Source organism: Paenibacillus sp. E194, assembly GCF_000935845.1.
Classification (GTDB): Bacteria; Bacillota; Bacilli; order Paenibacillales; family Paenibacillaceae; genus Paenibacillus_B; species Paenibacillus_B alvei_B.
In genome coordinates this window covers 1-10572 of record NZ_JMDX01000202.1, presented here as the reverse complement: position 1 = coordinate 10572, position 10572 = coordinate 1, and the positions used below count along the sequence as shown (strand labels likewise).

The window sequence follows — 10572 nt, the reverse complement described above, 5'->3', positions numbered from 1 at the left end:
TACAGGTGTCCATATACCGTCAGAGAAAATCGAGAAAATATGGGATCGCTTTTATCGTGGAGAAGCCTCCCGCCATCGTTCTACTGGGGGGACTGGCCTTGGTCTGGCCATTTCCAAAAAAATATTGGAACTACATGAGGTCAATTACGGTGCAAGCAATACAACGGACGGTGTTCTCTTCTATTTCTACCTCAGGAAAAGCAACTTCTAAATAGGTCATACCATTCAAATTCGTTATCTGAAGAGCAGTTTCTTGACAACATCAAGAAACTGCTTTTTATTTTATATCAATCTCGTCTGCACTTTATCTGCATCTCTCCACATTAAACTATCCCTTGTTATGAGATAAGGACGTCACATACATCAATGGACAAAAAGGGAGTAACAGGAGAGGAAGATGATTATGTTGAACACATGGAAAACGATACTGCTGGCAGGGATGATTGTTGTCTCCTTAACAGCTTGTGTAAATCAAAATGGCGGGGCAGCTCTGCAGGAAGGTGATACAGAAACGTCAGCAAACAAAGACGCAAAAACGCTAAAAGAAGCCTCAACATCAACGAATGAAAATAATGAACTGAAAGCATTATTCAAAAAAAGTGTATTTTTTGGCGACTCCATCACGGAAGGATTTATGTTTCATGATGTTTTGGATATAAGAAATGTATTTGGAGAGGCCGGCAAAACAGCCTTTTTCGCGGTAAAAGACAATGACGTGGCCAAACTGGTCGAGAGAAATCCTGAACATCTATTTATTGCACTCGGCTCAGATGACATCCTTTGGCCAACAGATAATCCGTTGCAATTTGCGATTCAACAATACGGCTTGCTGCTCGACCAGATGAAAGAGGAGCTTCCTCATACTAAAATTACGATATTGTCGGTGACACCGGTAACAGAGAAAGCGTTAAAAGAAGAGCCAAGGTACTCCAATATTGCCGCTTACAATCAAATGTTGAAGGAACTGGCTGGGAAAAAACAAGTGAAGTATGTAGATGTGTCCTCTATTGCTGAGCAGAATCCAGCCCTCTATGATGAAGACGGCATTCATTTCAAAGCTGAATTTTATCCGCTTTTGCTCGACTTTTTGAAAGGCGAACTGTAATACGCTTCTCATGAAGGAGGTCGAAGAGCGTTGGTATTCAGCAGTCTGATTTTTTTGTACTTGTTCTTGCCGATAACCATTATTATCTATTTTATAGCACCGAATCAGCTGCGAAATGCAACTTTGATAGTAGCAAGCTTAGTGTTCTATGCATGGGGAGAACCTGTTTACATCTTTCTCATGCTCTTTTCGACTGTAATCGATTATGGGTATGGTCTGCTTATTGATAAATATCGGCATCGAAAACGCACAGCTAAAGCATTGTTGGTCTGTTCCCTTGTCGGAAATCTTGGGATTCTTGGTTTCTTTAAATACTACGGATTTCTGGTCGAGAACATTAATTCTCTGTTCGGCTTGCATGTTAAAGTGACGACACTTCCGCTTCCTGTCGGCATTTCCTTCTACACATTCCAAACCATGTCTTACATGATCGACGTGTATCGAGATAAGGTTCCCGTTCAGAAAAATCTCATCGCTTTCGGTACCTATGTGACGATGTTCCCGCAGCTTGTTGCAGGGCCTATCGTTGCATACGGCGATGTTGCGAGACAACTTACACTACGAAAAATTACATTATCACTGTTTGGGGAAGGCACACAATTATTCGTTAGAGGCCTTTCAAAAAAAGTGCTGCTTGCAAATCATATCGGCATGCTCTGGTCAAGCATCAAAGCAACACCTGCGTCTGACTTAACCGTAGCCTCTTCATGGATCGGCATTCTTTCTTTTACCTTGCAAATCTATTTCGACTTCAGTGGATATTCAGATATGGCGCGCGGCCTTGGCAAAATGTTCGGCTTCGAGCTTACCAAGAATTTCAATTATCCGTATATATCAACCAGTGTGTCAGAGTTTTGGCGTAGATGGCATATGTCACTAGGCTCTTGGTTCCGGGAGTATGTATACATTCCACTAGGTGGGAACAGGGGAGGGATCGCGAAGCAGCTTCGCAATTTGTTTGTTGTGTGGTTCCTGACTGGATTATGGCATGGTGCAAGCTGGAATTTCATCATATGGGGTCTTTATTTCGGATGCTTTATTGTAATTGAGAAGCTGTTCCTGGACAAATGGTTGCAGCATCTCCCTCGTGTCATGGGGAATTTATATACACTTCTCATTGTTATGGTGGGATGGGTATTCTTTGATCTTGATCGTTTACCAGCAGCCCTAGCATATTTAGGGGCTATGTTTGGCTTAAACACACACCATTTTGCTGATAACAACACTTATTATTACTTGTCGACGAATCTCGTTATATTGCTGCTTGCGATCCTGGCAGCGACGCCGTTGCCGAAGAAGATGTTTTCAGCACTAAAGCAAAGATATCCAATAGGGAGTGCAATTTTATCGCCAATCCTATATGTTCTATTCCTGTTTCTTTCTACAGCGTATTTGGTCAATGACACGTATAATCCCTTCTTATACTTTCGATTTTAAGAAGTCGTACATCACAACTTACAAAGGAGGTGATTTCGCTTGAATCGTTATGACAAGTTGTCTCAGTCTGTAGTCGCTATAATGTTTCTTTTATTAATCGGCTTTGTTCTCGTACTCAACCTGATCTTGCCGAAGCGTGAATTCTCAGAGGCAGAAAATCGGAAGCTTGAGCAGTTACCTGCGTTCTCGTTTTATAGCTTTATTTCGGGGAAGTTCACCTCCAACTTTGAAAAGTTTATAACGGATCAATTCGTAGCAAGAGATGTATGGGTTGGTGTAAAGTCAAATGCGGATCAAGCGATAGGTAAAAAAGATAGTAACGGTGTGTACCTTGGTAAAGACGGCTATTTAATTCAGAAATTCGCTGAAATGAAAAAAGGAGAGCTTGAAGAGAAAATCCAAACGATCATTACTTTTCATACGGCGACACCTGAGCTTAATAAGTATGTAATCCTTGCTCCGACCGCTGTTAGTGTGCTTCAAAGCAAGCTCCCTAAATACGTATCTGAGAACCGAGAGCTGGATGCTCTACATACTGTAAAAACATCATTGATTTCAAGCATTCGCTATGTCGATGTATACCCAGCACTATCTTCGCATCAGAATGAATCGATCTACTATAAAACCGATCATCATTGGACAAGTAAGGGTGCTTACTACGCGTATCAACAGCTAGGCAGAGAAATGGGATTTAAGCCGATGAAGGAAGAGGAATTCGAGATCCGAACGGTAACGGAAGATTTCTATGGCTCCTTATACTCAAAGAGCGGATTTAGGAATTTGCACTCGGACAGTATAGATTTGTATGTACCAAAGAATGAAGGGAAGGTTACCGTCGATTATGTCGAAGAGAAACATTCCGCGAATTCTATGTATATGATGGGCAATGTGAAGAAGAAGGACAAATATACTGTGTTTTTTAACGGCAATCATTCTCTTATCCAGATTAAAACAAGTCATCGGGAAGGGAAGAAGCTGCTAGTGGTCAAGGATTCCTATGCGAACAGCTTCGTACCATTTTTAACATCGCATTTCAGTGAAATTTATATGGTTGACCTTCGCTATTATGAAGGAGATGTTGCTGCGCTTGCGCGGCAGCATCAAATCCATGACATGTTGATTCTGTATAACATGAATACATTCATCGAGGATCCATCAATCAATCATTTAACGAACAAAGAAGGGTAAGGGAGGAGAGGGATACTACCAATGAACACTTATCATCATATCGCCAGAAATAAACGATTCTTTGCATTACTCATATTGGTCTTTGCAATTAGCGCCGTATTGGGATGCGCTTCGGAGCAGTCAGACATCAACGTCTCTGCTGCCAAGATAGAGGAGCAAATGAAACAATCGGTCAAGTTGGATAAGTTGAAAAAAGGGGACGCGCATAAGCTGAAGAAGCTGTATGACCTTGGTCCGGAACAAGTTGAGGACTTCCTGCTATATACTGCTTCCTCTAACGTTAGAGCGGATGAAATTGTTGTCCTTAAAGTGAAAGACGAAAGCCTAATAGACAGTGTCAAAGCAAGTATTGCACAAAGAATCGACGCTCAAGCCGTTAAATTCAAAGATTATCGCCCTGATGAATATGTTCTGCTTGAAAAACATGTACTCAAGGTGAAGTCTCACTATGTTCTGTTTGTAGTCTCAGCTGATGCTGAGCAGATCGAAAAGGCATTTGACTCGGCATTAGAGTAAAACACGATTCTGCCTATCTCGGGAAAGCATCAAAAGGTAGTATGTACATAAAACATATCGTACTTCGTCGTTATGGTTTTCTTGTACACTTAGCAGCAAACTTATGTTACCATCAAATAGGTATTATATTCCATAAGGACTCATAACGTCAAAAATAGATTGTTGAGCTAACCCTAAATAAATCAGTGGAGATGTCCATGATCAAAATACTTGTGGTGGATGACGAGAGCAGCATCCAGGCGGCCTTAGTGTACGCGCTGAGCAGGGAAGGTTATGAGGTGGAGACAGCAGCGGACGGTCAGGAGGCGCTGGAAAAGGTAGAGACGTTCCTGCCTGAAGTTATGGTACTAGATGTCATGATGCCTCGTGTAAGCGGTTATGACGTATGCCGCAAGCTGGATGGGCAGCCGCGGCCTGCGATTTTGCTGCTGACTGTCAAGGATGATATTGTCGATAAAGTGCTGGGGCTGGAGCTGGGCGCCGACGACTACATGACTAAGCCTTTTGATATGCGGGAGCTGCTTGCCAGAGTCAAGGCTCTATCACGCCGGGGAGGTTATGCACAACAAATGCAGCAGGATCAGCAACAGGATGTGCTGAGTCTGGGAGATTTGACCGCAGAGATGTTTAGCTGCACGGTATCTATCCAAGGAGAACTGCTGGATTTAACGCCTAAGGAATTCGACCTGCTGGTCTTGCTGATGCGCAATCCTGGACGGGTCTATTCACGGGAAATGCTGCTGGAGAAGGTATGGGATATGGATTTTGCGGGCGGCACCCGCACCGTGGACATCCATGTGCAGCGGCTGCGCAAAAAGCTGGGCACTCACCACGGGCTTATTCAGACCGTGTACGGAATCGGCTATAAAAGCATGGCTCACCCTAGATGACCGGAAAATTTCGACTGGGCCTAAAGGGGAAAATGTCTTTGCTGCTCGCCCTGCTGCTCGTGTTTGTCGTGACCTGCCTGAGCATGTTGGTGCTGAGCGGCATCCGGGAGAACCAGCGAACCATGCTTGAGCAGTCTTTTACCCGTCAGGTAGAAGCTGCCAATCTGCGCGTGCGGGAGGAATATCTGACCGAAGACAGGATGCCGCCGGATCAGTTTATGCAGCTGATGGGTCAACGGCTGGCCGTGGATTTGGGCGCACAAAGCGGCATGGCAGTGACGCTGTATACGGTGGATGGCTCCATTGCCGGCACCTCAGTGCCATTTCAGCCACAGGCCGATGTGCAGGATGCGCTGCAATTTACAGCACAGGGGCAGTCGGCGTACATTACTGAAGGGGATCAGCTGTTGTTTCTTGCTCCTCTGTACAACGCCGAGCAGCGCCTTGGCACAGTGCAGTTTCATGCTCTGCTCACTGAGCAATACACGTTCTACGCCCAAATTCGCCGGTTGTTTCTATTTGCCGGAGGCATCGTGCTGGGTGTCGGATTTCTTATTGGTTACGTGTATGTCCGGCGGCAGGTCAATGTCATAGACAAGATGAACAGGGCGGCAGCGCAAATTGGGCAAGGCGATTATCTGTCGGCCCCTTCGCTACTCAGAAAGGATGAACTGGGTGATCTGGCACATGGAATCTATGAAATGAGCAGAAGCATCTCTACGTCAGTCGGTGCTTTGCATGAAGAAAAGCAGAAGCTTGTAGAAACGGTGGGGCGACTGCGAGAACTGGAGCAGCAGCAGAAGCAGTTCATCGGCAATATCAGCCATGAACTGAAGACGCCGTTAACCTCAATTATCGCATACGCTGACCTGTTGAATATGTACAGCGATGATCCTGCCCTGTTGGATGATGCCGGAAAGCGCATCCATAAGGAGGCACAGAGGCTGTACAGTCTTGTAGAGAAGGCGCTTCAGCTGTCAGCGATGGATGTTTACGAATTTGAGACTCATGCGAAGGCGGTTCCGCTGCAGCCATTGCTGGAGGAAGCAGTGTCCCAGCTGCAAGGAAAGGCGGACAGCTGCAGGGTTACGATCCATACTTCGCTTGCTGCAGGTGAGGTGTGGGCTGATCCTGAGAACGTGATGCACATCATGCTTAATTTACTAGACAATGCGGTGAAATATAACCGACCAGGCGGACAAATTCACCTGCTTAACTACACTGTAGCGTCAACAGACGAAGCACACCGGATGATCATCGAGGTTGCTGATACAGGAATCGGTATTCCTGAGGAAGCTGTAACCCGCATTTTCGATCCGTTCTATACGGTAAGTAGAGACCGGTCAAGAACCAGCGGCGGAACAGGACTTGGGTTAACGCTGGTTCGCAATCTGGCTGAGAAGCAAGGGGGAACGGTACAGCTTGCCGAGACGGGAGCGGACGGTTCGCGGTTCAGGATCGAGCTTCCACTACATGCTTCGAATGAGAAGGCCAATCTATACACCAATGTCAAAGGCGAAGCCCGGAATGAATGAAATCATCCGGGCTCTTCACAATGGGTAAGCGTTCATCCGATTCCAGCTTTCTGAATTGTTTACAAGTTCGTTACAAGCCAGATATATTTGTGCAATATTTCCTCACTATTCTAAGGGCATGGGGGAGCTTGCAACCGGTTGGTTCGGTAGGAGACAACAACTGGATCAAGCGACCTGGGTCTGAATACATTTTGAAGCAGGAGGACCCCAATGAAAGTTATCAAAGGAAAATACATCGCCGGACTGCTTACCGCGACTTTGCTGTCAGCTGGCATCTTATTCGGCTGTGATGCAGAGCAGAAGAGCAGTACGCCGGTTACAACAGGCCAAATCAGGAGCGGAGATGGAGGAGAAAAACGTGAACTGACAGTGGTCAAGGAGAGCAAACCGCCTGCTGAGCAGGGAATTGCCGTTCAGCGCATACACCGGATTGATGGCGCAAATATCGAGAAATGGCTGTCAGATCATGAGCTGGATATCCAGGTAACCATGTTGGAGAAGCAAGCCACGGCTGCGACGGAAGCGCAATATAGCTACAGCCGGTTCCGTTTTGATCTGGAGACTGGAAAGCGGCAGAGCAGCAGCAAGGAACAGACAGGAGCGGGAAAGGAAGAGTTCATCAAAGCATTCCTATCACCTGATGGGAAATACAGCTTCATTCAGACTTGGAAGAATAAATATGAGGCTGTGAATGCGATCAAAAATATGGCTACAGGGGAGCAGCGTGAAGTCGTGGTCGACAATTATATGGAAGTAGGCGGTTGGCTCAATCATGACTCCTATATTCTTGCAGCCGGTTCGATGGAGGGGCGAGGCGAGATATGGAACATATCCGTAGACGGTACCCGGGAAAAGATCGAGCTGAAGGATTCCGAAATAGAATGCTTCACCGAATTTGCTGTGGGTAACGGAACGATATATTACACAGACGCCAAAAGCCGCCTGAAAAGCTTCACTCCCACACAATCTAAGCCAGCCCTGCTTGCGGCGGATGTCTCTACCTTAAGCCTGTCTCCTGACAGTCAGCGGATTGCCGTCTCTACGGCGGGAAGCGACGGGCAAGGAGAATCGCGCCTGTTCATCTACGATACGGGTGGTCATTTGCAAGGCTTGCTGATTGGGAAGGGTGATTTGCTGTCCTATCAATCCTGGTCTCCCGATTCCTCCAAGCTTGCCTTCGCGGTTTATACCGAAGATAAGGGCGGCATGAATGGAATCTATATTTTTGATACAGTCTCCGGCAAGGTATTACCGCTAGGGTTATCATATTACCCGGCATATCCGCTAAGCTGGAATCCAACTGGCTCTAGGCTGGGTATCACCGTGGACGACAAAGAGAAGCTTGCCGTAACCCATATTGTCGATTTCAAAATGTGAATTTGTTCAATAAAAAGGAGAGATTCAATGTGAAAAAAACACTTTTGACTGCCATCGTATTGGGAATGACTTTATCGGGAGCCGCCGGTGTGTATGCCGGAAGCAAGCTCGAGAAAATCAACGCCTATCTTAATCACGGCATTACCTTTAAAGTAAACGGATCCGATCAGTCCTTAACAGACAGTAATGGCAATAGGCTGGTGCCGATCACCTATCAAAATACGACGTATCTGCCTGTGCGGGCCATTTCCGACATGACTGGAATCAATGTCGGGTATGATGCTGCCAGCCAGCAGATTCGGCTGGAAACGAAGCAGACCGGCGATAGCCAGCCTGCAGGTGAATGGACAACGATCAATTACAATAAAGCACAGATAAAGGCGATCAAAGAGGCTTATGTTGATTTTGAATCCTTTGAGACGGCCTATGCTCCAAAGCAAATGGCCAAAACCGACAGCTATGTTAAAGCTGTAGCTTCGAGCGATGGAGTAAATTTAATCTTTAAGCATATGACCGTTAATGTATCACCACGGGATTACTCCACCGGCTATAAATCCAAGGAAGTCAAGCTATCCAACGGGGTCAGCGCCAAATGGTATACACCTTCCAAAACGCCGCTGCTTGGCTTCAAACTGGATGACCGGACGGTGACGATCAGTTCCCCCGATGGTACCCTGAGCAGCAGCCAAATCGAAAAGGTAGCTGTTAGTGTAGTAAAACTGACTGATAATTAATAAGATCCCCCCTGATGAATTTGAAATCAGGGGGATTTGTTTTGACACCGTTAAACCTTTAAAGAGATGTTTACACAAAGTATCAGATAAGGTAATATATAGATGTTAAATATATAAAAATTACCATTACAGGCCCCTTTATGGAAGGTGGTGGAGGCTTGTATCGGAGATAATCGGCGAATTCAACCCGTTGCCCATCAAGATATGTCACCTAGTATCATTACTTCTTTAATAAGACTGAATCCTTGTTGATGTAGAGAAACCTAAGAAGGAGGCGTAATGATGGAGGAAGATGTACGCAGCGAGAAACATATCGTGAAGAAGGCGATATTCTCAACTGAGATACGAAAGAAAGTACAAAAGCTGCAGAAAAGGAACAATTGGTATAATTTTTTCGCAATTAGCTACGACTGGCTGATTATTGCAGGAGGTATCTATCTCGCTAAAGCTTATCCAAGTTGGTGGATGTACTTGATTAGTCTCTGCTTGATTGGCAGTAGGATGAGAGCCTTCGACAACTTAATGCACGAGGCTAGTCATATTCTGTTATTCGAGAACCGCAACCTGAATAAGTGGATGGCTTGCTTTTTTGTAGCCTTTCCTGTATTCACTTCCTACACGACTTATTGCAAATCACATTACATGCATCACAAGTACCTGTGGGATCCAGAACAAGACCCAGATACGAAGCGCTACGCGTTGATCGGGCTGGATAAGCCACAGGACAGTATCAGACAGTTTCTGATTCGTCACATCTTCAAGCCCTTAACCCTAACACATGTTCCCAAGTATATTTACGGTACGATTCGCGTAAACATCCTTTCCAAGGAAGAACCACGGTCAGAAAAGCTTGCCAAATCAATTTATTGGCTTACAATAATAGCAAGCAGTATCTCTTTCGGTTTTTGGAAAGAACTTTTATTATTCTGGTTTGTGCCATTGCTAACGACCTTTCAAATTTTTCGATATTGGGCTGAGATGGCAGAACATTCCGGTCTGAAGACAGACAATGAACTGTACGCAAGCCGCAACACGTTCGGCAATCCAATTGAACGTTTTTTAATTCACCCCCACCACGACAATTTCCACCTTGTACATCACCTATTTCCGGCAGTACCGCATTACAACTTGAAGAAAGCACATCTGCTGCTAATGGAGGACGAGGAATATAGGAAGGCGCATCACTGTACTGGATTTTTTAAATCATTTGTTCCCGGCTTCTTTAGCGCCATCGAGGACATCTGTGGAAGGCACTTTGGCCGCAATAGCCGCAATAAAAGAATAGAATAGCATTTCAGCAGGACAATAGGAGGAAGGATCTTGACTGTTGCATTTTTTCATGGCGTCGCATTAGCTTTTGGTCTCATTATTCCACTTGGGGCGCAAAATGTATTCGTATTTAATCAAGGAGCATTGCAGAAGAGATTTTCACGAGCGTTACCCGTAATTCTAACTGCCGCATTATGTGACACCTTGCTCATCTTGCTGGCTGTGCTGGGTGTCTCACTCGTTGTGTTACAGCTTGCATGGCTGCAGCTTATTCTCTTTGGTGCTGGGCTGGTATTTCTAGTCTATATGGGATGGTCCGTCTGGAAGAGTGAACCTCCTAACACGGAGCAAGACGGGAATGTATTAAATGCCAAGAAGCAGATATTGTTTGCACTTTCTGTCTCGTTGCTAAATCCTCATGCAATCTTAGATACGATAGGCGTCATTGGCACAAGTTCACTAAGTTATACGGGGAATGAAAAGTTTGTATTCACTGTTGCCTGCGTCGTTGTATCTTGGTG

The 10572-nt window shown here is 45.4% G+C and carries 11 protein-coding genes; all 11 read left to right on the top strand.

Annotation, left to right across the window (positions count from 1 at the left end):
- A partial coding sequence (locus tag AZ66_RS30870) for an ATP-binding protein (RefSeq protein WP_231586994.1) occupies window positions 1-211 on the top strand: 211 nt, incomplete at its 5' end.
- Window positions 212-397: 186 nt separating this feature from the next.
- The gene (locus AZ66_RS22115) at window positions 398-1105 is read left to right on the top strand and encodes a GDSL-type esterase/lipase family protein (protein WP_082061682.1); all 708 of its coding nucleotides are present in this window, start codon (window positions 398-400) and stop codon (window positions 1103-1105) included.
- Window positions 1106-1135: 30 nt separating this feature from the next.
- Window positions 1136-2542 (top strand): MBOAT family O-acyltransferase, encoded by a 1407-nt coding sequence (locus AZ66_RS22110; RefSeq protein WP_044356816.1) that lies wholly within the window; start codon window positions 1136-1138, stop codon window positions 2540-2542.
- A 39-nt stretch (window positions 2543-2581) separates the two neighbouring features.
- Window positions 2582-3730 carry a DHHW family protein gene (locus AZ66_RS22105; protein ID WP_044356815.1) on the top strand — a complete coding sequence of 383 codons (1149 nt, stop codon included), beginning with the start codon at window positions 2582-2584 and terminating at the stop codon, window positions 3728-3730.
- A gap of 21 nt (window positions 3731-3751) precedes the next feature.
- The gene (locus AZ66_RS22100; RefSeq protein WP_044356814.1) at window positions 3752-4246 is read left to right on the top strand and encodes a DUF4358 domain-containing protein; all 495 of its coding nucleotides are present in this window, start codon (window positions 3752-3754) and stop codon (window positions 4244-4246) included.
- A 197-nt stretch (window positions 4247-4443) separates the two neighbouring features.
- A complete protein-coding gene (locus tag AZ66_RS22095) occupies window positions 4444-5136 on the top strand; it encodes a response regulator transcription factor (RefSeq protein ID WP_044356813.1) in 693 nt (230 codons plus the stop codon).
- Window positions 5133-6671, top strand: coding sequence for a sensor histidine kinase (locus tag AZ66_RS22090; RefSeq protein ID WP_044356812.1), 1539 nt, complete (start codon window positions 5133-5135; stop codon window positions 6669-6671). The genes AZ66_RS22095 and AZ66_RS22090 overlap by 4 nt, the downstream gene beginning before the upstream one ends.
- Before the next feature lie 210 nt (window positions 6672-6881).
- Complete coding sequence (locus AZ66_RS22085) at window positions 6882-8048, top strand: PD40 domain-containing protein (RefSeq protein ID WP_021261719.1); 1167 nt, start codon at window positions 6882-6884, stop codon at window positions 8046-8048.
- A 29-nt stretch (window positions 8049-8077) separates the two neighbouring features.
- On the top strand, window positions 8078-8782 hold the full coding sequence (locus tag AZ66_RS22080) for a stalk domain-containing protein (protein ID WP_052648759.1): 705 nt from the start codon (window positions 8078-8080) through the stop codon (window positions 8780-8782).
- Between the two features lie 282 nt (window positions 8783-9064).
- A complete protein-coding gene (locus AZ66_RS22075; protein WP_044356811.1) occupies window positions 9065-10072 on the top strand; it encodes a fatty acid desaturase family protein in 1008 nt (335 codons plus the stop codon).
- Between the two features lie 30 nt (window positions 10073-10102).
- On the top strand, window positions 10103-10572 hold a 470-nt coding region (locus tag AZ66_RS22070; protein ID WP_044356810.1), incomplete at its 3' end, for a LysE/ArgO family amino acid transporter.